Below are 25,768 nucleotides of genomic sequence, written 5' to 3'. Positions count from 1 at the left end.
TAATAGCCAAACTTGCAAGAATAAAGAGCCGAACTGCTATGTGCTTAATTAAATTATTGTTATTCTGAGGTATTTTTGGTCTTGTTGTATGTCTCCACCCTGTCATTGCAAGCGACTAAAAGGAGCGTGGCAATCTCAGGACTTTAGCACGAGATTGCTTCGTCAAAACTTACAGTCTGTCCTCGTAATGACGGAAAACAAAAGCTAAATCACCTCTTCTATTAGGTTACTTAATAGCTTATGCCCTTCTTTTCTTCTTTTTAATAAATTTTGTGAAGCATCCTCTAATATTTTTGGATTACTTATCAAATCGAGTATTTTATCTGCTAATTTTCCTGCAGAAATATTATTCTGCTCTAAACACCATCCTGTTTTTTCATCTGCCAATAATTGTGCATTGTAATATTGATGATTATCCGCAGCACTAGGCAGTGGAATAAAGATTGCCGGCAACCCTATATAGGTCAATTCTTCTATAGTAGATGCCCCTGCTCTTGAAATCACTAAATCGGCTTCTTTATATTGCAATGCCATATTATCAAAAAATTCAGCAACTTCATAGGTAATGTTTAATTTCGAGTATATATCTTTTATTTTTACTTGATCATCTAATGCCGCTTGCTGGATTATATTTAATTCAAGACTTGGCTGTTTTTGCATCAAAATTTGGATACTTGCAGGTATCAGCTCTGAAAATAACTTAGCTCCTTGACTACCGCCAAAGATGAATATTGTAAAAAGCTTATCATGCCGTGGCTTAACCACGGAGTCCAGTGCTTTTATTAAAGACTTTTTGGACCCCGTGGTCAAGCCACGGGACGACATTTCTATAACCTTTAATTCCCTAATATTCTCTCTAACTACCCCACCGGTAACTACTATTTTACTTTTTGCAAATTCCGGTAAATTCTTTATTTTTTCATAAGAAATAGCTATCTTTTTAGCAAAGCTTGCAAAAAATTTATTAACTTTTCCAAGGTAAGAATTCTGTTCATGAATTATAATCGGTACTCTTAAAAAAATTGCCGCAAACATTGGAGCTATAACAGGATAACCGCCAAACCCTACAGTAACGGAAGGCTTCATATTATATAATAATTTAATAGCTTTTAACACTGCAATTGATAACCTAGGTAAAAACAAGAAAATATTACCTGAGCGTTTTAAATCTAGGATATGAAAAATTACTTTCATATCCTGCTTTATATATTGTTTGCATCTTAAATCAGTAATAAAATGAACTTCATAGCCACGTTTGATTAATTCTTCTCCAAGAGCAACTGCCGGAAAAAAATGTCCCCCCGTCCCTCCTGCTACCAAAATGATTTTTTTCATATTTCAATATTACGAATTTTGTACGAATTTAACGGCGTTCGGTATCTTGTAAAGCCAAGAAGCATACCGGTAGCGATAGCTATTGCAAGCGTTGAAGAACCACCGTAACTAATAAACGGTAATGTCATACCTTTAGTAGGAAGTAAATGTAAAGTCACACCCATATTAATTATTGCCTGAAGCCCTAATTGTGCAATTATACCGCTAGCAGCAAATTGTACAAATTTATCTGTTTCGTTTAATAACTTAATAAGACTTCTTAATACTATAAAAGCAAATATACCTATAACAATAAGGCAAATAATAGCTCCAAACTCCTCACCTGCTACAGCAAAAATAAAATCCGTATGCGAGTCGGGTAGTACCTGCTTGACTGCCCCCTCCCCTGGACCTCGTCCATATAACCCGCCATGCTCAAACGCCTTAAGAGACTTACTAACTTGATAATTCTCGCTACTATCTGGATCTAAAAACGAATTAATTCTTTGCGTTACGTGCGGTAACCAAAAATAAGCAATAGTTACTCCTATCATTCCTAAAAAACTGGCTAAAACAATCCAAAATATCGGCATACCCGCAATAAACAGTTGAATACCGAAAACTGCCGTAATCATTACAAGCATTCCAAAATCCGGCTGAATAATTAAGAGAATAGCAACAATAGAATAAAGTATTAAACAAATCGTAAAACTTGGAAAATCATCATTAAATTTTAGCGATAATATCCAGCCCGTAACAACTGCAAAAAACGGTTTGATAAATTCCGAAGGTTGAATAGATAGACCTAGAATATTAATCCATCGCACTGCACCTTTTACTTCATAGCCAAAAAATTTAACTGCTATTAATAAAACTATACTAGCAATAAATCCAACTATTGCAAAACGCCTTAACCATTTTTTATTAAGACATGAAAATAATAATATAAGTCCTGAAGCGGTAGCTAAATAAAATATTTGTCTAGATACAAAATAACTTTCTTCAAGACCTATTCTAGTTGCTACTGCTGAACCTGAGGTAGTAACAAGCATTAGACTAAAAGCAAATAAGATAATTAAAGAAATTATTATTTGCCTATCGGTACTCCGCCACCATAATTTTATAAAGTTATTAGATATTTCGTTATTCATATTATAGTTATTCAATTATGGCTATATTTATAATGTTATTGCATGGATCGGAAAACACCCGCGATGTCACTCCGTGGCTTGACCACGGTATCCAGAAAAACAATAAAAAATACTAATATTATTTAGTATTTTTAACTAGACCCTGTGGTCAAGCCACGGAGTGACAGGATACTACACAATTTTATAAACAACTCGCCACGCTCTTCAAAATTTTTAAACTGATCATATGAGCTACAACTAGGTGCTAACAAGATATTTTTTACCTCCGCGTTATCACCTACTGCATCCTTATAAGCAAGATCGAAAGCCTGCTCAAGATTATCACATATTACAAAATCTACTATATGCTTAGCAGTATTTGCAAATATTTCTTTAGCTTGACCATAAAAATAAGCTTTCTTAATTTGACTGAAATAAGGCTTTATTTCCTCAATACCACCCTCTTTAGGGATTCCTCCCGCAAGCCAGTAAATATTATCGAGTGCTTTAATTGATTGCACAGCAGATATGGCATTGGTCGCTTTACTATCATTGTAAAAACTTATATTATTTATACTACCGATATATTGCATTCTATGAGGTAAACTTTGAAAACTACTTATAGATTCAAGTATTTTTTTAGGTTCTACTCCTATTATTTTAGCTACTGCATAACTTGCTGCAATATTCTCACAATTATGAACTCCTTGCAGGTTTTTATTAAAAGGTACAGTATAATGCATAAAGCTTGATACAAGCGAATTGTGCAGGTTTTGCCTGTGCTCACGTATTTTTATACACTCCGGCTCCGCAGGCTCACCTTGAAATTCATCTTGTCTAAAACTTTCTGAATTATGCTGTAATTCAAAACTTATATCATCAAAAAAATTAGCGCTAATTTTATCATCAACTACCGAAATACCGTTTTCAAGAATTTGAGTAACCGAAAAAGGAATTAGCTTTATACGCTGCTCTTGCTGCAATTTTATAAAGACTTCACGACAATAATCATTATCGATATTAATTACCGCATAACTCTCTTGATCCATTCGATCAAAGATCTTAGATTTTGCTGCAATATAGCAGGGCATATCCTGATGTCTATCTAAATGGTCGGGAGTGATATTAAGAAGCACGGCTATTTTAGCTGTAAAGGTTTTTACTAGATCTAGCTGAAAAGAAGACAATTCAAGTACATATCCATCCTTACTTGCTTTAGCTTGCAAAGCAGAAACTCCAATATTACCGGCAACCGGATAGTCTAAACCGCTACTATTTAAGATATGGCTTATTAAAGCAGTAGTAGTACTTTTACCGTTTGTACCGGTTATAGCTATAAATTTTAAGTTTTTTGATTTTGCAAATAATAAGTCTATATCGGAAGTGATTGGAATATTAAAACTTTTTGCAATATTGACTATCTCATGCGTTAAAGGAATTCCAGGACTTAAGACAATTGTATCTAAATTTTGCCATCTTGAATCAGATAAAGCAGCGATAGCGGTTTTACTATATAATTCTTCAAATATATCTCTATTTGCTTTTAAATCATCATAAACAATTACATCATATTTATTTTGCAATTCCTCGTAAACCGATATACCGGTTTTACCAAGCCCAAAAACACCTATTTTTTGTTTTGTATGAGAATTCATGAATTAATTTGAAAAAACATTGCAGTCTTAGTATTCAAGAACAGGTATATGAAGATCAACTTCAAAAAGAGCAAGGAGTTTACAAGTCGAGGAGCGGAGCGTATACTGAATACGTAAGCACCGCAGATCTTGTAAAACGACGTAGCCAATTTTTGAAGTTGAGCAAGTATACTAATGCATGTCCTGCATTAATGCTTGTTCACCTTCATTAAATTCACCTTGTCCTTTTACATTACTGTAAGTTGTTTTGCTATGCCCAGGATCAGGTAAATAATAATGAGGCGGAACTTCTAGTGCTTTAGCACGCTGTACTTGATACTCATTAGGTCCAACTGTTGATATACCTACGGTTTCTTTTAACTTTTTACTACAAGCAGAAGTAATTAATAAAACAGTAAATAATACAAAAATCTTTTTCACTTAAACACCTATAAATTAAAATTAAAATTAAAATAGCTTCCTTGCAAAATGAACTTCTAGAAGGTAATTTGTACGTCAACCCGGTACTTGAATCCTCAAGTAGGTCTACTACGCTACGGTTCTGCGTCCTGTGTTCTGTGTTTCCTTCAAATTCCTCTCTATAAGTTTAATTTTGCAAGGAAGCTATTTTATCATTACCACCCTTATCGGTATTACGAATTTTTTCAGCCATAGCTTCAATTTGAGCATTATCATAATTCCCTTTAGCCTTTTCTTCAATAACTTTTTTAGTACTATAATAATCTTCTATTAAGATAATTACTCCTATTGTAATAAAGCAATCAGCTAAATTAAATACGGGGAAGCTATAATTCTGATAATGAAAATGGATGAAGTCAAAAACTGCTCCTCTAAAAAATCTATCAATTAGATTACCAACAGCTCCGCCGATTACAAAGCTATAACCGGCAAAGCTTCCGATCGTTTTTGAACGTATCATCAAATAATATAAATAACAGACAATAATCGTATTCGTTATTAAGAAAATAGCATTGCTATATTGATAATATTCACGCATTAGACCAAAGCTAATACCGTAATTCCAAGTATAAACCATATTTAAGAAAGAAGTAACCTTAAGCATTAAGCCCGGCTTCCATCTCAAATTATTAATAAACCACCATTTACTTAACTGATCAATAATCACTAAGGTTATTATTATACGACTACTACGAGCAAATGTGAGATATAGTTTTTTTAGTAGTGGGAGCATAATTGTAAATGTCATTCCCGCGAAAGCGGGAATCCAGAAAAAACAACCTTAATATTAATACAAAATTATATATTTGATAAAATAAATCTATAAAAAACAAGTTTTTTATAGATTCTACTAGATTCCCGCTTTCGCAGGAATGACATAAGAGCCGTACAACACAAAATTGATTACGGTATGACAAGGATATTCACGCTACAATGAAACTGTGGCTGCTTTATCAGCTTGCAATTCCTTATCAAGCTTAACACTTAAAGTTTTTATTTCTTTTTTAAATTGTTTAAATTTCTCTAAATTTTTTCCGTTTAATTCTATACCCGGTGTTGTTTTAACTGACATAGGATTAACATGTTTTCCATCAATTTTAACTTCATAATGTAAATGTGGAGCTGTAGCTCTGCCGGTACTTCCAACATATGCGATGATTTGTCCTTGTTTTACGATACTTCCGACTTTTAAATTTTTTGCAAAATTTGAAGCATGCGCATAAGCAGTAGATAGCGTACCGCTATGTTTTACCTGAATAAATTTGCCATAACCCGACTTCCAACCTATTTCTGTTATAACTCCGTTTCCTGCGGAATATATAGGCGTACCGGTTGGAGCTGCAAAGTCAACCCCCCTATGCATTTTAGTATAACCGAGTATCGGATGCTTTCTATTACCGTAATGTGAAGAAACTTTTATAACTTTTAGTGGAGTTTTAAGTAAGCTTCTTTTTACGCTTTTACCGTCTTCGGAAAAAAATGCATGATTATTTGCGTTATTGTCATGAGAATAACGGTATATATTATATTCTTTCCCTGAAAGATTTAATGAAACATATAGAATTTTACCGTGGTGGGAAAATTTACCATCTTCCGTTACGTATTTTTCCGTTATTACGGTTGCAGTATCACCGCTTTTTATTTGACGCTGAAAATCGATTTGATAAGCATAAGCATTAATCAGCTCTATTATACTGTTATCCGATAAGCCCAGTTTTTTAAGAGCTGACATGAAATTTGCCTCAATACTTACCGACGATTTAGCAACTGTTTTATTTAAAGGTACTACAATTTCTTCAACTTTAAAATTATCACCTTCTCTAATTACTTCAATAGTTTTTAGCTTATCGATAATTATAACGATTTTATTTAAGAATGCTACCTCTGAGGTTAAATCTTCATCCTCGTTTTCGATAATTTTTGTTTCATATTCAAAAGTAATTTGCTGCCCTATTTTCAGAGCAGAAGATAATTTTCCCTCCTTTATTAAACTTACAATTTTGTCTATTTCATTTTTAGGGATATGTTGTTCTATCAAAATTGACTTTATAGTATCGCCTTTTTTTACTACTACTTCTTTAAATAAAATTGTTTCTTCTTCACTACTATCAGGTTGTACTAAGGTTATGGATAAAGTGTTGTTAACATAATTATTAACAGCAAAAGAGACAAAAACAACTAATCCTATAAATAACAATAAAGAGGCAGAGGTGAGAATTTTCCTGAGACGTGCACTAATAAAAGATGATGGTAATATGCCATTAAAATCACAAGATAGTGCGGTATCATTCATTAAAATTGCTCTGAAAATTATTTGAATCAATTTTTCATTACTAGTAATAATATGCACTATATACAAACAAATTACAATAGAAAATTGTAAAATTTTGTTTTATTTCTTTCTTAATTAGTTTTTTATTGATTAAAAGTTAATTTTTATTAACTTATATAGATAAATATTATGCCTAGACTTTTCCTATTTGTATTAATGTTTTATTAATTTTTATAAATCTTATGTCCTGCTCATCTAGCCATAATACTGTCAAATTACCCAAATAGAATATTATGAGAATATTTCTTTAAATAAAAACTGTCCTATAAATAGTGAATAGTTCTAGTAGGCGGTTGTTGTGATTTATTACATTACGGTCATATAGAATTTCTACGCAAAGCTAAGAAACACGGTAAATACTTAATCGTTGCTTTAGAGCCGGATAAAACAATTATTAAATATAAAAAACGTCAACCTATCCATAATCAATTACAACAAGCAAAAATTTTAAGTTCTTTCACATTTGTTGATAAAGTACTCATATTACCTAAACTAAAAGATTTTAATGATTATGCTCGGTTAGTGCACAATATTTGTCCTGCTGTAATCGCCGTAACAAAGCATGATCCTCAGTTAATAAATAAATTCAAGCAAAATTAAGAAATGCGAAAGTAATAGAAGTTATTGACTTACTGCAACATCCTAATATAGGTATACTATCTAGCTCAAATATTATTAAAAATATGTAGTTTTTACAAAAATTTATCGATTTTTACTTTAATAAAACTGTATATCAATTTATATTAAATGTAAATCACTTTATATGTGCTATGAAAAATATTATTAGACATCTTTCCAAACCAACTTATAGAGAGGAATTTAAAGAAGACACTTCCCCTCGAACAGCAGAGTACAAAAGCGTAAGTGAGGATTCGAGTACCGGATTGACGTATACATTACCTCCAAAAGCGAAATTTGGCAAAATGTCTATTGCTTTAATTTGTTTTTTGATTGTTAGCAGTAATTGCTTTGCTTCCGAGCCGTTACCTTGGCAAGTAACGTTCCAGCCACCGGCAAGTCCGATTATGGAGGAATTACATCATTTTCATAATTTTCTGCTTTATATCTCAACAGCTATTGTTTTATTTGTTGCCGGATTACTTGGCTTTGTATGCATCAGATTTAATGCAAAAAATAATCCCGTACCGGCAAAATTTTCACATAATGTTTTAATAGAAATAATTTGGACTGTAATACCTATAATAATTTTAGTTATTATTGCAGTGCCGTCTTTTAAAATATTGCGTCATGCCGAAAAAATACCCGAAACGGATTTCACTATTAAAGTAGTAGGTTATCAATGGTATTGGCATTATATATATCCTGATCATGATAATTTAGAATTTGATAGCGTAATGATCTCTGACGAAAATTTAAAACCTAACCACAAAAGATTATTAGATGTTGATAATCGAATTGTTATCCCTGAAAATACTACCGTAAGGTTTCTCATTACCGCAGGTGACGTAATACATAGTTTTGCCGTTCCATCACTTGGATTTAAAATAGACGCAGTCCCAGGCAGAATAAACGAAACCTGGACAAGAGTGGCTAAAAAAGGCGTATATTACGGACAATGCTCCGAACTATGCGGCATCCATCACGGCTTCATGCCGATTGCTATAGAAGTAGTAAGTAAAGAGGATTTCGACAATTGGATTGCAAGCCAGAATAAGACTGCTATGAATGGCAAGAAGCCAAAATTGGCAGCTAACTAATTATATTTAGAAGTTCTATGGAAAATTATAATACAAAAATATCTGAACTAGATAAATTACTAAACGATATAACCGATTCTAATCGACATCAAGAAATTATTAAGTAGTGATGATTCAGCAGGTACAGAAGCATGGTAATTTATAACGAAAGTATTTTATAAACTAAAACTATTACTTTAAATTTTTTAATATATGCCTAACCACAATAACCCTTATCCCCATCTTTTTCCTAAACAAGCAAAAGAAACGATATTTTTAAAACATTTTATCCATAATCTAAATATCATAGTCGGAGATTACACGTATTACAATGACACTAATCACCCTGAGAAATTTGAATATGAAAATGTTAGAGGAGCTTATTTTGTTAAATTGATTATAGGAAAATTTTGTGCTATTGCTATGGGTACTAGTATAGTATTGTTGTCGGTAATCCTGCAAAGATATAGATTTCCTGATGAGATAGTTGAGCAATTACTTGAAATTCAATGGTGGGATTGGGATTATGATAAAATCACTCGGAATATTCCGGCAATTGTTAGAGCAGATATCGAAAAATTAAAACAGGCAGAATAATAATTATGGATATAACTACTACCGAAATTTATCACGATAGCCACCACACCCCACACGGTTGGAGGCGATGGCTTTTTTCTACCAATCACAAAGATATCGGCATTATGTATATCATATTTGCCGTTTTTGCCGGAATTGTCGGAGGTTTGTTCTCACTGCTTTTTAGGTTAGAGCTTGCAATGCCCGGCGGCACTTTCTTAAATCATGATTTCCAGCTATATAACGTACTTATCACAGCACATGCGGTTATTATGGTATTCTTTATGATTATGCCGGCTTTGTTCGGTGGCTTTGGTAACTATTTCGTACCTCTATTAATAGGGGCTCCCGATATGGCATTTCCACGCCTTAACAATATCAGTTTTTGGCTACTAGTGCCTGCTTTTCTTTTACTTATGGGATCAGCTTTTGTTGACGGTGGGCCAGGAACGGGCTGGACACTCTACCCTCCTTTAAGTAATTTAAGCGGTCACCCCGGTGCAGCCGTTGATATGGCTATTTTCAGTTTACATTTAACCGGTCTATCGTCAATCCTTGGATCAATTAACTTAATCGTTACTATCTTTAATATGAGAGCTCCGGGAATGGGACTTTTCAAGATGCCGTTATTCGTTTGGTCTATTTTAGTTACCGCATTTCTAATAATTCTTGCGATGCCGGTACTTGGTGGAGCTATTACTATGCTACTTACAGATCGTAATTTTGGAACTACTTTCTTTAAGCCTGACGGCGGCGGTGATCCTGTATTATTTCAGCATCTATTTTGGTTTTTCGGTCATCCTGAAGTATATATCGTAATACTTCCAGGCTTTGGTATAGTAAGTCAAGTTATTTCAACTTTTTCACGCAAACCTATATTCGGCTATCAAGGTATGATCGGGGCTATGGTGATCATAGGCTTTGTTGGATTTATCGTATGGGCTCACCATATGTTTACTGTTGGGCTTTCTTATAATGCACTTATATATTTCACTGCCGGAACGATGATTATAGCAGTTCCGACGGGTATTAAAATATTTAGCTGGATAGCGACTATGTGGGGTGGTTCGATTACATTCCCAACTCCTATGCTATTTGCGATAGGATTTATTATATTATTCACGATCGGCGGCGTAACCGGCATAATCCTATCAAATTCGGCACTTGATAGAGTTCTGCACGATACATATTATGTTGTTGCACATTTCCATTATACGATGTCGCTGGGTGCTTTATTTACGGCATTTGCAGGCTTTTATTATTGGTTTGGCAAAATATCTGGTAAACAATATCCGGACATTTTAGGCAAAATTCATTTTTGGATTACCTTTATAGGCGTTAATTTAACTTTCTTCCCGCAGCATTTCTTAGGTCTTGCGGGCATGCCAAGAAGAATACCGGACTACCCTGAAGCTTTCACCGGCTGGAATATGGTTTCGTCGATAGGAGCAGGTATTTCTATGTTTGCTGCCCTTTATTTTGTATTTATCGTTTTCTATACGCTAAAATACGGCAAAGATTGTCCAAACAATCCTTGGGGAGAAGGAGCAGACACATTAGAGTGGACACTTACCTCACCACCGCCGTTCCATACTTTTGAAACACCACCGCATATTGAGGGGTCATAGTGTCTTTGCTGCGTGGATGCCAAGTCATCATCATTGCGAGGAGTTGCGTTAGCAACGACGCGGCAATCTCATAAGATAATATAAAAAAAACTCCTGAGATTGCCACGTCAGCATAAATGCTGGCTTGCAATGATAGGACCTTCATGAACTGTCCGGTACTCTGAAGAATGACATAACTGACAGAAAAATAATAAAATGATAATAAAATGTATAAAAAACCGATAATAGGTGTTACACCTGATTTAGCTCAAAATTGTGAAAAATATACTTACGCTGCTTTTCCATGGTACGCCTTGCGAAGAAACTATACCGATGCGATTATTGCAGCCGGCGGTGTACCACTATTATTACCTTATCAAAGTGATACAATAAATCAGCTTATGGAACTTGTTGATGGTGTTGTAATGCCAGGCGGTGATGAGGACATACATCCTAAATTTTATGAGCCGGAATACGCCGAAGATATAGTCGTTTCCAATGAAGAACGTGATAATTTTGAGATATTAGTTTTAAAGAAAGCATTAGAGAGAGATATTCCGGTTTTAGGAATATGCCGAGGTATGCAGTTATTAAACGTTATTTTTAAGGGTACGCTTATTAAACATATTCCTGATTATATTGAAACTGTAATTAATCATACACAACCTTCGCCTAAAAACATCGTTTCGCATGCAATTAATATAGAAGCAAATACTAAACTTGCTAAAATAGCTAATAATCAGCTACAAACTATGGTTAATTCGACTCATCACCAGGCTGCTAAACAACTTGGTAATGATCTTATCGTATCTGCAACAGCAGAAGACGGTATAATTGAAGCCATTGAATCAACAAAACATAAATTTGTTATCGGCGTTCAATGGCATCCTGAATATCTTAACGATAATGGAGTAGATTTAGAATTATTTAAAGAATTCGTAAAAGTTAGTAAGTAAATATTAGTTTTTAACATCATTAGATGAACATATTACAAACGCTTTATTATATTCATATCCAAGCGGCCAACAATATACGGAATTTTTAGAGCGTTCATATACAAAAGTAGAACCTCTACAATTACCTTCTAGTTGATACTGACCATAAATTACAGGTCCACATTGTTCTTGCCAAGTAATTGAATATTTTACCCGATTATCTTGCACATCCCATTGTTGTAAACAGCCGCTAATAATACAATTCATTTCAGTCACAAATAGTTTAACCAATTTTTGTATTACCAAATCTTCTTGTTGTTCTACTTGTATATTATCACAATAAGCTATATGTGAGTTTAAATTATTAGCATAAGCGCGTGATATTATAGAGACTATAATAGTAAATAATATAAAAAATTTCTTTATTTATTAAATTTAAATTAAAATATTTTAAAGATACTTAATAAGAAACTAATAATCAAATATTATTTATTGTACTATATTATCATTTTAAATAAGATTTCGGACCTTTGATCTGCTATATTATCGTCAAAAACATTATTTATGACTGCTGATTATTCTTTTTTGAAAAGTTTTGCTAAGTATATCATTGATAAATTAGGTAAAGATACAAAAGTTCAAATAATATTGCCTAATAATTTCTCATGCCTAGAATTAAAGAAGATTTTAACCGATAAATATAAAATTAAATTACCTATCATTATTCCTTTTAATTCTCTTATTTCAAAAAAAAACGATTCGGATTATATATCTAAAATAGAAGAATTACTTATTTTATCATCCATTATCACCGAATATAAAGAATTACCTTTGAATAACAATGAATCATTAAAAGCTGCAGAACTTTTAAGAAAATTGTTTAATGATCTTATAATCAATAACATCGATATAAAATTAATTGAAGTCTATAACAATTCTAACTATTGGCAAAAGATTTATAAATTTCTAGAATATTGCTTTTTAAGATGGCAAGAAGAAATATCGTTTACTCAAAAACAAACTAAAGCAGTTTATAAATTAAAGCTATTACAAGAAGAAATAATAAAAATAAAAACAGGACATAAGCAGGTAATACTCGCCGGAATATTCAAACCTAATGTTTTTTTAAAAAGATTTGAAGAAGAATTAAAGGATTACATAATTCACTATAATCCTGCCTCCAAGCAGATTAGCGATGGTATATCTTATTATGAACCTAATGACATTTATGAAGAAACTAAACAAATATCTTATATATGTAGCCGTAATAAAGACAGACGGATTGCAATCGTTACAAATAATAATAAGCTTAAAAGAGTATATTGTAATTTTTTAGACAAATATGAAGATCTACTAGGTAATGACTTAAGGCTTACTAATATAGGTGAATTACTAACTTCCATTATTAAAATATTATGTAATAATTTTGATTTAAAACTTCTATTTTTATTACTTAAAAATCCTTTAATTAACTGCCCTACTGTGCAGCAGTTAGAGTTAATGCTATCTAATAAAAACCGTTTTATATCCTCACCGAAATATTTATTGCAATTACAATTTGATAATGAGGATATAAGAGAGTATTGCCGTAACTTAATAGATATTTTATTTACCGATACTCCACATAATATACAAGCTATTCTAACCTTAACTAAAGAAATAACTGAAAAACTTTTGCCTACTATTTGGGAAAAAGAAGGAGGAGCAGAACTACTTGAGTTTTTAACCAATTTAACTACATATAGTAAATATATAAATTCAACGGATAAAAAGGATTTTCCTAAAATTTTTTCTTTTTTACTTTCTAATATCAAATATTACAAAAATACTGACGCTGCTAGTATTATTATAGGACGGCCTGAAGATTTAGCATTATGTGAATTTGACTTAATTATATTACCGCATTTTAATAATGAAAACTGGACACTTAGTGCTAAAGCTCACCCATGGCTTAGCAAGAAAGCATTGCAGATACTAAATATAGATTACGATGAAATTGCTCCTACTCTATATTCAGATTACTTCAATTTATTTCTACAAAATAAGCAAATAGTTATACTGAATGCTAAAAAATATGATGGGAAACTGTCAGTGCCGAGTAATTTATTTTTGAAGCTAGAAAAAGGTTCTGTGTCACCCCGTGACTTGATCACGGGGTCCAGTAATTATATGGATACCGTGGTCAAGCCACGGTATGACAAGAGTATTGAGATCCACAGCCCCTCTTTCCCAACCACCTTATCAGTAACCGAAATAGAAACATTAATAAGAAACCCATACGGTTTTTATGCTAAGAAAATTCTTGGACTACGTAAAAAAGATCATATATGGGAAGAACCTAAAATATCAGATTTCGGTAATTTGATTCATAAAGTTTTAGAGGAATATTCTAAAAATTACAACAAACAATATATTAATTTAAATTTGCTTGATAAACAAAATGCTTTAATAAATATCGGTAATCATATTTTATATAGCACTATTTTACCAAGCTACACCAAAAAAACTTGGCAAATAAAACTCACGGCTTTCAGCAAAGCTTTTATTTTATTTGATATAGAACGCCGAAAAAACTGCAAAGAAATCTATTTTGAAACTAAAGGGGAGTTACGGCTAAATATTGTAGGTCAAGATATAAAAATAATCGGTATAGCTGACCGAATTGAAATAAGTAAATCAAACAATATAACTATACTAGATTATAAGACCGGTACTATTCCGACTAAGAAAGAAATAGAGCTTGGACTCTCTCCGCAACTTATCATAGAAAGTTTGATGTTACTAGAAAACGGATTTACGCAATGTAATTCTCTGTCCCTTTTATGTCATCCCCAGCCCCTTTTGTGTTATTCCCGCGAAAGCAGGAATCCAGTTATAAATAACAATATTACTATCGCATACGTAAAAATAACTAGTACCGAACCTTATGTGCACACAACGGAAATAGCTTTAAGCATCGAGACTTTAAATAGACATAAAGCAGGATTAGTAAAATTACTTGAACATTATATTACAAATAAATTCTTTTCTTATGATTTGAATTTATCAAAGTATAATGATTATTTGCATTTGAGTCGATAGGCTCATTATGTCATTCCTGTGCAGGTGCATGGGTGTCAACTTAAGACTCAATGTCATTCCCGCGTAGGCAGGAATCCAGTACTTTAAAACTTTTTTTAAAGCTCGATTTATCTCGCTTTACCCTAGGATTCCCGCCTACACGGGAATATGACATAAACAAACCATGCAACAAGGCTTTCAGTCGCTCGCAATGACGGCTTAGCAACTGCTCGCAATAGTGCTTACAACCCCATCACTAACTTAAATGCTTTACTTTTAATAATCTTACTATTCGTATTATAAATAATCGGATCGTTAATTTTTTCATGACCGAATCTATTTGTTTTAAATACCGGTATATCTAAACTATCTGCAAAATTACGAAGCACTAACATTGTGGCATCAAAATCTTTACCAAATGAACCAAATATTATAGCCTTAACATCCTCAAGTAACCCTGCTTGCTTTAAGTGTAAAAGCTCACGATCTAATCTAAAAGGAACTACATTCACATCTTCTAAAAAAAGAATTTTGCCCTTAGTCTTTATTTGCCAACTCGTTCCTATACTAGTCTGCACCATAGTTAAGTTACCGCCTGTTAGTTTGCCGTTAACAAGATCACTTGATTTTGCTATATCGTTCAGAGGCACTAAATTATCTATAGTAACCTGCTTTACTTTACCTTTTAATATTTCAGCAAGCTTGGTAAAATTACCTTGATCTTGTTCCGGCTTTAAGAGATCGGCTATATTACTGCCGTGAATAGTTTTCCAGCCCCATTCTTGTGATAGAAAAAGATGTAACGCTGTTATATCGCTATATCCTATAAAGAATTTCTCTTTATTTGGTTTTGATAGCTTTAGTAAATCGGGAATTATTCTCGCAGAGCCGTAACCACCTCGTAAACTCCATACTATATTATCAGACTCATCAAATAATGCATCCCGCAGGCAATTAAATCTTACTTCATCGCTACTTGCAAGAAAGGGTAGCTTACCTTTAGCAAAACACTTAGAAGAAATTTGTAAATTTAGTCCATTAATATTTTTTAAATCCGACAAGGTTTTATTATCCGCTCCTGTTGCCGGAGCAACAACAGTAATAGAGATATTTTTTAGACTATGACCAGCAGCAAAAGTTGATATTGAAAAAAATAATATTATTAGTAAAGATATATTTTTAAGAATCATGAATATAATTGATAGGTATTGTTATATGAACAGGTAAACCTACTATGTCATGCCGTGGCGTGACCACGGCATCCAGTCTTTATTTTATTTTTTCTAGATACCGTGGACAAGACACGCTATGACAGAGGCAAGCACTGGATTCCCATTTTAGCTGGGGACAGACATGACATAGACAATGCGAATAACCTTAAGAAGCTATTCTAAAGCAGCATCATCACCGGCAATCTCTACTGCTTTAGACCTAATTTGGTCAATAGTAAGGCCACTATATTCTACAGACCCACCTAATACAGTATCATCCTGACCAAAAAAATTAATGTTCTTAACAACAGTTGCTTTATCTATATAACCTTTCCTCATATCATATACAAGCTTTAATGCTTCTTTTTGTGCTGGTAGTTCATGAGTATTAGATAGTGCTAAAGTCTTTACTTTTGCTCCAAGTTTATTCGCCGAAGCCTCTGATATTTCATCATATTCAGATTTATCAGTTGAATTTTCGCTTATTCTAAGGTTTTCTATTATAGGTTCAACAAGCTTTGTCCATAGCTGGTCAGTTGAACTACAATCACAATCGGCTAGATATTTTCTACCTTCTTCTCCAGTTTTTACAGCATTATCAACAAACTCTTTAACTATCCACTTATTGTTAAATTTGTTATAAGCAGCTTTTATGAATAGTTCTAAATGATTAGAACCTAAATCTAAAAATTTTTGTTTAAGGTCCATAGGGATATGACTTTTTGTATCTAGCCATGTTTGCATTCCTGATAATATTTCTGACATTACCTTATTAGTGTCTTGTATCGGTACAGTAATATTATTACTCTTAATAGTAACCTCAAGTGCATTTTTAGTACTAGCATCCAAGTTAGATACTAAGTTTTCATACTGGGCTGGGTTACTTTTAGCTTCTTTTAAAATGCTTACTATTTTCTTAAATCTTGGTACTATTTCTGAATGACTATCCGTAATGCTTGTCATCCAATCCCATTTAAAATATTCAAAACCGCCGGTAGCATGATTTGGAACTGCAACATGTGCAAATTTATGGTCATATCTAATGCCGATTACATCAAGATCGTTTTTATATTTCTTTACTTGAATATCGTGACCATTGCGCTGTTTTTTAAAGTGTTGCTCTAATTTTTTCATACTCTGCTCCTTAATTCATAGTTTTTAATTAGTGTTGATGTTATACTTATATATTACTATATGTCAAAATAAAGCACTAATAGAAATTAACTTTTTGCTATATCACAAGCATGTAAGTCACGCTTAAAGTACAAACTACTATTCTTATTTAAGATTACCCGATAAATCTGAACATTTTCAAGTACTCTTTGAACGTAATCTCTTGTTTCTCGATAAGGTATAAGTTCTATCCAGTCAATAACTTTTCTTGTATCTTTTATATCCCTTGGATCACCAAACCTATCTATCCATTTTACTACATTATGACTTCCGGCATTGTAAGAAGCAATGGATAGAATATAAGAACCTTTATGATTATCTAATAATTTTTTGAAATGATGCGCACCAAGTTTAATATTATATACCGGATTTCTAGTTAAGTCTGCTACATTACATTTAACATTTATGGACCTTGCGGTATCACAAGCAGTACCTTTAATAAGTTGCATGAGACCCATAGCATTTGCATCACTTACTGCTTTATGATCAAAAACCGATTCTTGTCTAATTATTCCATAAGTTAAATGAGGTGGGATAGGCAAACCTACTAGATTATAAGGCGTTGGAAAAGCACAATCCGGAATAAAAGCATTATTTTGGGCAGCAATTTTTGCCACCTCAACCATATGATTAGTATTATTATTGGCTTTAATAATATTCGCAATTATTTGAATTTCTGCAGAATTTTTAGTATTTTTCATTGCTGCTTTGGAATATATCAGGGCTAAGTAGTTTTTATCATATTTAACCAATAACCTTATTGCTTTAATAATCTCTTTATTTTCTATAATTTTCCTTTCTTCAGAAGTTATTACGGGAATAGGAGGTAAAACTAACTTTGTCCTATTTAATTCAATATTTGCTACCTGCCCATAAAAGGTAAAAGAATATTTAGCTGCCTGCTCGTAAAATTTTCTAGCCATTTGCTTATCGCCTTTTGCTGCATAAGTACGACCGAGCCAATAAAACCCACGTGCCAAACTAATCGGAGTCTTAACAACTTTAATAAACTTATTAAAATGTACTAATGCTTGATCAGGCTTTTTTAAAAAACTTAAAGAAAGCCAGCCCGCAAGCCACTCCTGCTCCCTTATAGTTTCAGGACAAGTAGCAAAAGGAAGCGTTGCCATTCTATAGCTATTAGCAAAATCTTTGTAATCGATGAATTCACGAGCATAATAGGACTGAATACGACACCATTTAGCAAAATGTTTACGGTTATTTTTAGCTTTCTTAAACAAAGTAATAATTTCCTTTGTCGGCTTTTGCATTTTTTTAAAATCTAAATAACGATATAATAAACCGGAAGTATGGTATTTTTCAGGAACACTTTTAAAAAGCTTTTCAGCATTTGGCGATTTACCTATAATCGCAATTTGGACTTTAAAAGAATTACGGTAACCTTGCTCTACATATTTCAGGGATTGCTTAGCAGATCTAATATCATTTTTCCATAAATGTTCTTCTATTCGCTCTAAATGATCACTCGCAGTTAAATATTTATGCCACTTATTGTAATATGCATTTTCTTCTTCAGGAGTGAAATTGGCGTATACCCAAGCCTCTTTAATAATAGGTAGTAATATCTTCTGATCTTTGATTAAACTACTTGCAGCTGCCGCATAAAATTTATAACCTTTGCCGGTAAGAGGAGGATGTTTACTAAACCAATCAACAATTACTTTTTTATTTGTATTATTATTTAGATATTCTTCTGCTCTTTCTTCAAGCAGCTTATTTTGAGGCCAATCCGGGTTATTGCATAAAAACCTTATTACATGTTCAAAACTATTATCTGAATATTTATTATCTAAATATTTCTGAGAAAGTACAATTTTTGTTAAAATTTTATTATTTACTTCTAGAGCTAAATCTTCGGCTTGTGACCAATTTTTTTGATCGATATAGGTAAAAACTTGTTTAACATTATCTACAGCATCAGAATTAGCATTTACTTTCAAAGCTAATAACAACAATATAGAAATTAACAATTCTATTGTGATTTTCATAAGTTTTATGATTTGTTGCGTGGATACCTAATAGTCATTACGAGCTACTAAAAGCGTTGTTATATGGCTCGTTAATGTCATTCCTGCGAAAGCAGGAATCCAGTAAAACCTATAAAAAACTTATTTTTTATAGGTTTATCTAATATGTAATTTGTGTATCAATATTAAGGTTATTTTTCTGGATTCCCGCCTACGCGGGAATGACATAGAGACCCACTAAACACCGGTAGAACCAAAGCCACCGCTACCACGCATCGTTTCCATAAGACTAATACTTTCTTCCCATAATATACGTTCGTACTTTGCGATTATCATCTGTGCAATTCGCATGCCTTTTTCTATAATAAAATCTTCTTTACCGAGATTAATAAGAATGACCTTTATTTCACCTCGATAATCTGCATCAATAGTACCGGGTGAATTAGCAACCGTGATACCGTGTTTAACGGCAAGACCCGAACGGGGTCTTATTTGGGCTTCAAACGAATCCGGTAGTGCTATAGCGATGCCTGTTGGAATTAGCTGTATTGCGGCTGCTTTTATTGTTATAGGTTGCTCGTTTGCGGCTATTAAATCCATCCCCGCACTATGCTCTGTAGCATATTCCGGCAAACTGCCGGAAAAATTTTCTAGTTTTTTAATTTTAACTTGTGTTATTGTCATATTATTTCATATCAAATTTATCGTTAATAATTTTATTTTCTACCGCATCAATTAAAGAATTAGCAAGATTATCGGTTAATATCTTACTTCCCATGCCAAGTTTCTTTTTAAGCCAAGGTTGCTTAGCACACAGATATTGAAACTTAATATTATCACCGAATTTTTCTTTCATTACGCTATACATATCACCTATGCCATCAATTAAGCCGTAATCAAGCGCCGTTTGCCCTGCCCAAAATTCACCGTTAAATAAAATTTCGTCTTGCTGAGTTAACTTCCCTGCTCTTCTTGTTTTTACATATTCTATAAAATGTTCATAAACCTGCTTTTGCAAATCTTTGATAATTTTAAGATCATCTTTATTAATAGGTTTAAACGGATCCAATACTGATTTATTCTTGCCTTCCGTATAAACTCTCCTCTCTATCCCAAGTTTATTAATTGCTTCATGAAAACCGAATCCGCTTGATACTACTCCGATACTACCGATAACCGAACTTGGCAAAGCATATATCCGGTCACCGCTGCAAGCCAACCAATATCCGCCTGAAGCCGCCATATCTTCAATAAAACTATAAATTTTTATTTTATTTTCTTCAGCAAGATCACGAATACGTTTTGCAATAAGTTCAGATTGTACCGGAGAACCGCCGGGAGAATTAATAATTAAACATAATGCTTTTAATTTCTTTATTTTAAAAGCTTTTTCTATTAGTGCATTTAATGATTCTAACGTAAGTCCCGATTGCATAGTACTTACTTTACCGATAACACCGCTAAGGCGTAAAACGGCAATCACCTCTTTAGAATTACCAAAAACCGAAGCAAATAATTGATCTAATTTACTTATCTGTCGTTTGGTTATTATCTGATCAAATTCAGCATTCGCCATAGTTGATTTATTTACTTCATTCATTAATTTTACTCATTTTTAATTTAATATACTCGTTTCATTTGAAAAATTGGCTATGTTGTCTTATAAGATCTGCGGTACTCACCTATTAAGTATACGCTCCGCTCCTCGCCTTATAGACTCCTTGCTCTTTTCCAAATTACACTTCGTCTATTTACTTGGAGTTACTATAGAGCATCCTTTTTTATTGGCAGCAAAGGCTTAGCCGGTTTATTCAGAGATTGCGCGTTATAACTATTTTTAGGTTCAGGATAATTTCCGGAAATGGCAGATAAAATAGTACCTCTAACTTTTTCGTCATACCAATTTGTATTGCCGACAAAGCTAGTTACTATTTTGCCGTTTGGGTCTATTAATATACTAGTCGGCAAACTAACAACCCCTAAGGCTTTAAATAATTCATTTCTATAATCATGATAAATCGGCAAATATCTTATTTGATAGCTTTTAAAATATTCTTTCACAACTTTTATGTCTTGATAATCTTCTGAAATCGGAATTACTGAAAAAGGTAATTTCCTAAAATCTTTTTGCAACATATCAAGGTCAGGCATTTCTTTGACACAAGGAGCACTCCAAGTAGCCCAAAACACTAACAATATAGTCTTTCCTTCAAACTGATCAAGAGAATATTGATTTTTTTCTTCATCAAAAAAAATTATATTATCAGGAACGCTTGAACCTCTTAAAAATGCTAATTTATCCTTAGGCTGCTCATAGAGCCTAGCATGAATTTTAGGAATAAAAATTATTATATATAATAAAAATACTATAATATATATAAGATATTTATTATAATTTCTTAAGGTCATATAATAATTTATAGTAATGAAGACATTTTATTTATTCGTATTAGCACTTACATTATGTAGTTGTGGTATAAAAAAGCCTTTAGAAGCACCGCAGAAAGAGGCAAAACGTCATTGCGAGCAGTCGTAGACTGCGTGGCAATCTCGTCAAATATCCTGAGATTGCTTCGTCAAATTACTTCGTAATTTTCCTCGCAATGACTTACTGTATCAATACCTCTTAAGCGTCGTACCTTGCAAAACTAAGTCAAAACAATAAGACGGCATATTTTCTTGCGGTTCGATCAATATCGGATTTACTTCACCGCACTCATTATCACACATATTTTGATTAGATAAGTCTAAGCGTGTTTCGAGAGTAGTAAGACTAGGATGCTCTATTCTTATATTTGCACTGCTCAAATAACGAGAAGATGTATAAGGCAACATACTAATAAAGTAATATTCTCCTTTATTATTAGTAGTAGCAATACCGGAACCGGTAAAACTTGAATCGCTTTTACTTGTAAATCTTCTTTTATCAACTCTAGTTTTTAAAGGTTCGTAAGGATATTTACCCCCGCTTCCTGCTTGCCATAAATAAACTTTAGCATCCGCAACCGGCACGCAATTTTGATCTAATACTTTTCCTTTAATTAATATTCTTTCACCGTAAAATTTTGATAATCTTCCTGTTTTACGTAATAAATTATTAGTAGTTTCAAAAACTTTTGGTTCATAATCATTAAATATATTTCTAGTAATTTTACAACGATTAAGCTTATTAGGGTAAGTTTTAGAAGAAGCAAATATGTTTAATGTCCATAAACATAAAAAACAAAATATAAATTTTTTCACTTTTCACCACTATATTTATAAAATTCTGCATCTAAATTTAAATCAATTATTTTTATTAATCAAATTATTTTTATTCTCATTTGATTATTAAGTAATTGATTGTTATAGTAAACTTTGTTATACTAAAATATTATATATATGCAAAAATTTTTATCTTTAATAATTGTAATTCTAATACTTTACAATATAGTAAAGTTAAAAATATCTCCCGACAACAATAATCTTACAACTGTAGAGCAAACGGCTTCAAATAATTCATCTACCAATGAAAACCAAACTAGTATAAATAATGAACCTCCTATTTCATTAAACGGCAACTTATTTGAACGTACGGTTTCAAAAATAGTAATAAATGCTCTTAAAACCGAAGAAGGGAAAGCATTTTTTGAAAATATTTTACAACCGTTAAATGGACCTATCAATCCTAATGATTACACTATTGAAGTACGTAAGGATTTAGTAAAAACACTGTTCAAAATTAATACTCTCGGTAGCGGTAATATCGGTCCCGCTTCTTGCGGACATGTAGTTACCGTATTTTATCAAATATCAGATATGAACAATACTTTAATATCTGAAGATACTAAGACTTTTACTTTAGGCTCTGCTCCTGTAATGCTTGGCTTAGATAATGTAATAATCGGTATGATGGTAGGAGAAGCACGAGAAGCTATTATTCCGGCAAAATATGCTGTTAATAATAGTAATAATATTATCTTCGATGATGCTTATAATTATAAAGTTAATGTAATTTTAAAATCCATATTACCGCAAAATTTTGTTAAAAGTAATGAAGTTAAAATTTATGACGATGAGATAGCTTATCGTGTTCCTTTATTATGTGGTGACAAAGTAAGCTTTAATGCTAAAATTACTCGCTTATCAAACGGTAAAATACTATATGATTCAAAAGCAAAAGGACAACCAATAGATATGAAAATCGGCGATATTACATATCCTTTAATTTTTTCTTACGCCTTGCAAGGTAAAGTAACGATTGGAACACGCAGTGTTATTGCTGAAGGCAAAACATTTAAAACTTTAGGTTCTAACATAAATAAAATTATTTCTCATGAATCGTTACCGATAAATGAATATCTTTTGCTTGAACTAGGAGACTTTAAACAAAATTAAATAAATATGAAACAAAATAAAATTCAAAGACAAAAAAATTATATTTTATTATCTATCCTTGTCATAATGATAATAATTGTATATCTTATAGCATTAATAAAAATTGCAGGATAAATTTTGTAATTATTAAAAATTTAAAACTCAAATTAAACGAGTATATAAGCATCTTACTTTAAACTTTAATTATAGTATGGAAATTATTAAAAAAAACAAAAATATTATTATATTAGTAGGTTTAATATTTTTAGCAGTAATTATTTATATCTCTACAAGTAAGAGTTCCGATAATAAAACAAATGATAATATATTAGAAGTAAAGATAGCTATACAAGATCATAAATTTGTTCCGAATATAGTTGAAGTACCAAAATCGACTAAGATAAGGTTAATTGTTCATAATGAAGATGATACGGTAGAAGAGTTTGAAAGTTACGATTTACATCGTGAAAAAATAGTTATGCCAAATGAGTCAATACATATTATACTTGCACCTCTCAAGTCCGGAAAATATGAATTTTTTGGAGATTTTCATCAAGATACGGCGCAGGGTTTTATAATTGTTAATGATTAGATAAAAAATATGTTTAAAATTGCTTTAGTAGTGTTTCGTGAATGTTTAGAAATATCCTTATTACTTGGTATAATACTCGTCGTAACAAAACAAATAGAAAAATCTCGTCTTTATATTATTGCTGGAGTAATGCTTGGAGTAGTATTTGCTTCAATTTTTGCATTTTTTACACGTAAATTATCTTTATCTTTTGGCGGAATAGGCGATGAGTTATTCAATTCCGGAATTATGATACTAATAACAATTCTGATTAGCTGGACAATAATATGGATGCAAGGTTACGGTATAAAAGTAAAGCAACATATAAACGACTTATCAGTAAAAATTCATGAAGGTAATGCCAGTTATTTCATGTTGTTTTTTTTAGTTGCCACTACTATATTACGAGAAGGTGCAGAAATTATTATTTTAGTATATAGCATATCTTCAGTTGAAACAATATCAAGCAGTATTTACTTGCAAGGAGTGATAATAGGTGCTACAAGTGGCTTCTTACTTGGTTTAGTAATATATTTCGGTTTCATTAAGATTGCTAATCAAAAATATATTTTTAAAATCTCTACCATATTATTAATGCTAATAGCAGGTGGATTTGCAGCAAGTGCTGCAGGTATTTTAACCTCTTCCGGTCTAATTATGTTTTTATCCGATCAACTTTGGGATAGTTCATGGTTAGTAGCAGATAGAAGTATGATAGGTAAAATCTTACATATTGTTACCGGTTATATTGCAAGACCTAACGGGCTACAAGTACTGGCTTATTTTACTACTATATTACTGATAAATATTTTCATACAAATAAAATTAAGATATTCCAAAAATAACTTAATATCAGTACAAAAAAATGAATCAAATTAATTTTATCAAAGAGAACAATTAAATTAAATATGTTAAAATTTTTATCAGAAATTGGTCCGGTAATAGCATTTTTTGCAGGCTTTTTTTATGGAGGCGGTATACAACACGCTACTCTTTATATGCTTATTACCTCTGTTATTTGTATTACCCTTTGTTATGTTATAGATAAGAAAGTATCGAAGCTTTCTATTATTTCTACGACTGTTTTATTAGTTTCGGGAAGTATTACTTTAATTAGCGGCGATTCAATGTATATAAAAATCAAACCTACTATATTATATGTTATTTTTGGAATAATATTTCTCATGAGCGGTATAAGAAAAAATCCTTTTATCAAATATGCTTTAGAGAGTATAGTACGTCTTAAAGAAGAAAGTTGGATAACCTTAAGCTATAGAACAGCGGCTTTTTTCTTTTTTATGGCTGTAGTTAATGAAGTAGTTTGGCGTAATTGCTCAGATGAAACATGGGTAAAATTCAAAGTATTCGGTGTAATACCTATTACTTTTATATTTATTTTACTGCAATTACCTCTTTTATTAAAGAATAAATTACCGGATAGTAAGATATGATATATAATACCTTACTATTTTTACTTTATGTCATTACCGCGTAGGTGTTGTTGCATGGACCGGTAAAATCCACTGTGTCACCCTGTGGCTTGACGACGGGGGGTCCATACAAACAATTTAAAATACTAGTACTAGTATTTTAAGCTGGATCCCACGATCAAGCCGCGGGATGACATAGGATCCCTGCTTTCACAGAGATAACACCGATGGCTTTTTAAAAATTGTCCGGTACTATAATAAACAAACAGTTAAT

At 32.2% G+C, this 25,768-nt stretch carries 23 protein-coding genes and 2 pseudogenes; 10 read left to right on the top strand and 15 right to left on the bottom strand.

Going from position 1 to position 25,768, the window contains the following annotated elements; all coding sequences use genetic code 11:
* Window positions 1-204 precede the first annotated feature (204 nt).
* From murG to BTU51_RS03185, 7 genes and pseudogenes are all read right to left on the bottom strand, one after another.
* A complete protein-coding gene (murG, locus tag BTU51_RS03220) occupies window positions 205-1,335 on the bottom strand; it encodes an undecaprenyldiphospho-muramoylpentapeptide beta-N-acetylglucosaminyltransferase (protein WP_012150758.1) in 1,131 nt (376 codons plus the stop codon).
* Window positions 1,332-2,465, bottom strand: coding sequence for a putative lipid II flippase FtsW (gene ftsW / locus BTU51_RS03215; RefSeq protein ID WP_012150757.1), 1,134 nt, complete (start codon window positions 2,463-2,465; stop codon window positions 1,332-1,334). The genes murG and ftsW overlap by 4 nt, the downstream gene beginning before the upstream one ends.
* 131 nt (window positions 2,466-2,596) lie before the next feature.
* The gene (gene murD / locus BTU51_RS03210) at window positions 2,597-4,099 is read right to left on the bottom strand and encodes a UDP-N-acetylmuramoyl-L-alanine--D-glutamate ligase (RefSeq protein ID WP_012150756.1); all 1,503 of its coding nucleotides are present in this window, start codon (window positions 4,097-4,099) and stop codon (window positions 2,597-2,599) included.
* 171 nt (window positions 4,100-4,270) lie between these two features.
* Window positions 4,271-4,519: a DUF3035 domain-containing protein gene (locus tag BTU51_RS03200; protein WP_004995830.1), complete on the bottom strand. Its 249-nt coding sequence runs from the start codon at window positions 4,517-4,519 to the stop codon at window positions 4,271-4,273.
* 61 nt (window positions 4,520-4,580) lie between these two features.
* Window positions 4,581-4,682, bottom strand: a pseudogene (locus BTU51_RS10155) (palindromic element RPE1 domain-containing protein); the annotation flags it as partial.
* A 3-nt stretch (window positions 4,683-4,685) separates the two neighbouring features.
* Window positions 4,686-5,291 carry a signal peptidase II gene (gene lspA / locus BTU51_RS03190; protein ID WP_014362470.1) on the bottom strand — a complete coding sequence of 202 codons (606 nt, stop codon included), beginning with the start codon at window positions 5,289-5,291 and terminating at the stop codon, window positions 4,686-4,688.
* A gap of 195 nt (window positions 5,292-5,486) precedes the next feature.
* Complete coding sequence (locus tag BTU51_RS03185; RefSeq protein WP_012150754.1) at window positions 5,487-6,851, bottom strand: M23 family metallopeptidase; 1,365 nt, start codon at window positions 6,849-6,851, stop codon at window positions 5,487-5,489.
* 221 nt (window positions 6,852-7,072) lie between these two features.
* Between BTU51_RS03185 and BTU51_RS03180 the strand changes: the two are divergent.
* The 5 genes and pseudogenes from BTU51_RS03180 to BTU51_RS03160 all read left to right on the top strand — a co-directional run bounded on the left by BTU51_RS03180 (window position 7,073) and on the right by BTU51_RS03160 (window position 11,726).
* Window positions 7,073-7,490: pseudogene (locus BTU51_RS03180) on the top strand (adenylyltransferase/cytidyltransferase family protein).
* Between the two features lie 170 nt (window positions 7,491-7,660).
* Window positions 7,661-8,608 (top strand): cytochrome c oxidase subunit II, encoded by a 948-nt coding sequence (gene coxB / locus BTU51_RS03175; RefSeq protein WP_012150753.1) that lies wholly within the window; start codon window positions 7,661-7,663, stop codon window positions 8,606-8,608.
* Between the two features lie 192 nt (window positions 8,609-8,800).
* Entirely contained in the window at window positions 8,801-9,184 is a 384-nt protein-coding gene (locus tag BTU51_RS03170; RefSeq protein WP_012150752.1) for an LbetaH domain-containing protein, read from the top strand.
* A gap of 5 nt (window positions 9,185-9,189) precedes the next feature.
* Window positions 9,190-10,791: a cytochrome c oxidase subunit I gene (gene ctaD, locus BTU51_RS03165; protein WP_012150751.1), complete on the top strand. Its 1,602-nt coding sequence runs from the start codon at window positions 9,190-9,192 to the stop codon at window positions 10,789-10,791.
* Between the two features lie 206 nt (window positions 10,792-10,997).
* Window positions 10,998-11,726 carry a gamma-glutamyl-gamma-aminobutyrate hydrolase family protein gene (locus BTU51_RS03160; protein WP_010977188.1) on the top strand — a complete coding sequence of 243 codons (729 nt, stop codon included), beginning with the start codon at window positions 10,998-11,000 and terminating at the stop codon, window positions 11,724-11,726.
* 3 nt (window positions 11,727-11,729) lie between these two features.
* On the opposite strand, the gene BTU51_RS09195 is transcribed toward BTU51_RS03160, so the two are convergent.
* Window positions 11,730-11,972, bottom strand: a complete 243-nt coding sequence (locus BTU51_RS09195; RefSeq protein WP_230454132.1) for a hypothetical protein — start codon at window positions 11,970-11,972, stop codon at window positions 11,730-11,732.
* Between the two features lie 297 nt (window positions 11,973-12,269).
* On the opposite strand from BTU51_RS09195, the gene BTU51_RS03150 reads away from it, so the two are divergent.
* Window positions 12,270-14,786 carry a PD-(D/E)XK nuclease family protein gene (locus tag BTU51_RS03150; RefSeq protein WP_012262359.1) on the top strand — a complete coding sequence of 839 codons (2,517 nt, stop codon included), beginning with the start codon at window positions 12,270-12,272 and terminating at the stop codon, window positions 14,784-14,786.
* A 221-nt stretch (window positions 14,787-15,007) separates the two neighbouring features.
* On the opposite strand, the gene BTU51_RS03145 is transcribed toward BTU51_RS03150, so the two are convergent.
* The 7 genes from BTU51_RS03145 to BTU51_RS03115 form a co-directional block, all read right to left on the bottom strand.
* Entirely contained in the window at window positions 15,008-15,955 is a 948-nt protein-coding gene (locus tag BTU51_RS03145; protein WP_012150748.1) for an LD-carboxypeptidase, read from the bottom strand.
* A 195-nt stretch (window positions 15,956-16,150) separates the two neighbouring features.
* A complete protein-coding gene (locus BTU51_RS03140) occupies window positions 16,151-17,110 on the bottom strand; it encodes a hypothetical protein (RefSeq protein WP_012262358.1) in 960 nt (319 codons plus the stop codon).
* A gap of 86 nt (window positions 17,111-17,196) precedes the next feature.
* Complete coding sequence (locus BTU51_RS03135; RefSeq protein WP_012150746.1) at window positions 17,197-19,158, bottom strand: lytic transglycosylase domain-containing protein; 1,962 nt, start codon at window positions 19,156-19,158, stop codon at window positions 17,197-17,199.
* Window positions 19,159-19,374: 216 nt separating this feature from the next.
* Entirely contained in the window at window positions 19,375-19,821 is a 447-nt protein-coding gene (gene dut, locus BTU51_RS03130) for a dUTP diphosphatase (protein WP_012150745.1), read from the bottom strand.
* A gap of 1 nt (window position 19,822) precedes the next feature.
* Entirely contained in the window at window positions 19,823-20,737 is a 915-nt protein-coding gene (locus BTU51_RS03125) for a S49 family peptidase (protein WP_004995853.1), read from the bottom strand.
* A gap of 164 nt (window positions 20,738-20,901) precedes the next feature.
* Window positions 20,902-21,546, bottom strand: a complete 645-nt coding sequence (locus BTU51_RS03120) for a TlpA disulfide reductase family protein (protein ID WP_012150744.1) — start codon at window positions 21,544-21,546, stop codon at window positions 20,902-20,904.
* A gap of 207 nt (window positions 21,547-21,753) precedes the next feature.
* Window positions 21,754-22,380 carry a dioxygenase family protein gene (locus BTU51_RS03115; protein WP_012150743.1) on the bottom strand — a complete coding sequence of 209 codons (627 nt, stop codon included), beginning with the start codon at window positions 22,378-22,380 and terminating at the stop codon, window positions 21,754-21,756.
* Between the two features lie 138 nt (window positions 22,381-22,518).
* On the opposite strand from BTU51_RS03115, the gene BTU51_RS03110 reads away from it, so the two are divergent.
* From BTU51_RS03110 to BTU51_RS03095, 4 genes are all read left to right on the top strand, one after another.
* Window positions 22,519-23,514 (top strand): FKBP-type peptidyl-prolyl cis-trans isomerase, encoded by a 996-nt coding sequence (locus tag BTU51_RS03110; protein WP_012150742.1) that lies wholly within the window; start codon window positions 22,519-22,521, stop codon window positions 23,512-23,514.
* Between the two features lie 190 nt (window positions 23,515-23,704).
* A complete protein-coding gene (locus tag BTU51_RS03105; protein ID WP_012150741.1) occupies window positions 23,705-24,085 on the top strand; it encodes a cupredoxin domain-containing protein in 381 nt (126 codons plus the stop codon).
* Window positions 24,086-24,094: 9 nt separating this feature from the next.
* Window positions 24,095-24,943 (top strand): FTR1 family protein, encoded by an 849-nt coding sequence (locus BTU51_RS03100; protein WP_012150740.1) that lies wholly within the window; start codon window positions 24,095-24,097, stop codon window positions 24,941-24,943.
* Window positions 24,944-24,972: 29 nt separating this feature from the next.
* A complete protein-coding gene (locus BTU51_RS03095) occupies window positions 24,973-25,515 on the top strand; it encodes a septation protein A (RefSeq protein ID WP_012150739.1) in 543 nt (180 codons plus the stop codon).
* Window positions 25,516-25,768 lie beyond the last annotated feature (253 nt).

The sequence above is a fragment of the Rickettsia rickettsii genome (genome assembly GCF_001951015.1).
Lineage (GTDB): Bacteria > Pseudomonadota > Alphaproteobacteria > Rickettsiales > Rickettsiaceae > Rickettsia > Rickettsia rickettsii.
Note: the sequence above shows the minus strand (reverse complement) of the source record. Positions and strands in the feature narration are given on the sequence as shown.